Source organism: Oryzihumus sp., assembly GCF_036391795.1.
Classification (GTDB): domain Bacteria; phylum Actinomycetota; class Actinomycetes; order Actinomycetales; family Dermatophilaceae; genus Oryzihumus.
The window spans coordinates 1-1,570 of record NZ_DASVZH010000017.1 but is presented as its reverse complement, the minus strand read 5'-3'; the positions used below and the strand labels follow the sequence as shown (position 1 = coordinate 1,570).

The window sequence follows — 1,570 nt, the reverse complement described above, 5'->3', positions numbered from 1 at the left end:
TGGAGGCCGGACTGGGCCTGCGCGGGCTTCTGCTCCAGTGCCCCCGGCTCGACGAGTATGCCGACCGGCCTGACCCTGGTGCCGTAGGCGAAGGCCCAGTCGAGCAGCTTCGCGGTGACCCGCCAGCTGCCGTTGGTGCCGGCCATCTGGGTGACCAGGTAGGTGTGCCCGTGCCGGGTCGCCGCCCCGATGAAGGTCTGCTTCGCGGCGATCGTGTAGCCGTTCTTGATGCCGATCGCGCCGGGGTAGTTGTAGAGCAGCCGGTCGTGGTTCTGGATGTCGTATGCCGGTCGCTGCCGCCCGCGGGCGTCCTTGCCGCCGGGGAACTTGATGTGCTTGGTCGCGACGTAGGTGCGGAACTCCGGGAGCTGCATCGCGGCGCGGCCGATGAGCGCCAGGTCGTAGGCGCTGCTGGTCTGCCCGGGCCCGTCCAGGCCGCTCGGGTCGACGGCCAGGGTGTCCAGCGCGCCGAGGTGCCGGGCGATCCCGTTCATCTCGGCCAGGGTCCGGGGGCGCCCTCCGTTGGCCGAGGCGAGCGCGTAGACCGCATCGTTGGCCGACGCCATGAGCATCGCCTGGAAGAGGGTGCCGGCCGGGTAGGCCGTGCCCGGCACGATCCCGACGCGCGTCCCGTCGGCGTTGGCGTCCTCCCGGGTCGCCATCACCCTGGTCTCGGGGCGGACCCGGGGGATGAGCGCCAGGGCGGCCAGCGTCTTCAGCGTGCTGGCCGGCAGGAAGCGCGCGTGCGGTGCCTTGGCGGCGAGGACCTCACCGGTGGTCAGGTCGGCGACCAGCCACGAGCCGCACGGCATCGCCGGCGGGGCGGGCACACCCGCCGGCCTGTCCACGATCACCCCGGGCCGGCCGAGCGCCTCCCCGCCGATCACGGGCCGGGAGGGGGCGGAGGCCGCGGCCGGGCGTGCCGTGGTCGTGGTCGAGGGGGCTGGGGTGCCTCCGGCGGCCGGCACCGCCGACGCCGGGGCGCCGACGCCGAACGCGCCCGTCGCGGCGAGCAGGATGCTCGCCGCGAGGGCGCGTCCGGTGCGAGGCAGGGGTGACATCAACGGCATACCGTAGTCGTCCCCGGGCCCGAGCGGTGAGAGGTTCGCGGACTAGAACTTGCGCGTCAGAAGGGCGCGCTTGACCTCCTGGATCGCCTGCGTCACCTGGATGCCGCGGGGGCAGGCCTCGGTGCAGTTGAAGGTCGTGCGGCAGCGCCACACGCCCTCCTTGTCGTTGAGGATCTCCAGGCGCTGCTCGGCGGCCTCGTCACGGCTGTCGAAGATGAACCGGTGCGCGTTGACGATGGCGGCCGGGCCGAAGTACTGCCCGTCGGTCCAGAACACCGGGCAGCTGGTCGTGCAGGCCGCGCAGAGGATGCACTTGGTGGTGTCGTCGAACCGGTCCTTGTCGGCCTGGCTCTGCAGGTGCTCCTTGGTCGGCTCGTTGCCGTTGGTCACCAGGAACGGCATGACCTCGCGGTAGGCGTCGAAGAACGGCTCCATGTCGACGATGAGGTCCTTCTCCACGGGAAGGCCCTTGATCGGCTCGACGGTGATCGGCTTGTCCG

Annotated in this window: 2 protein-coding genes; both read right to left on the bottom strand. The window is 71.9% G+C overall.

All coding sequences use genetic code 11. The features are described from left to right. Positions 1-1,061, bottom strand: a 1,061-nt coding sequence (locus tag VF825_RS00670; RefSeq protein ID WP_331109053.1) for a D-alanyl-D-alanine carboxypeptidase family protein, incomplete at its 3' end; no start/stop codon positions are given. Between the two features lie 51 nt (positions 1,062-1,112). Next, positions 1,113-1,570, bottom strand: a 458-nt coding sequence (gene sdhB, locus VF825_RS00665) for a succinate dehydrogenase iron-sulfur subunit (protein ID WP_331109051.1), incomplete at its 5' end; no start/stop codon positions are given.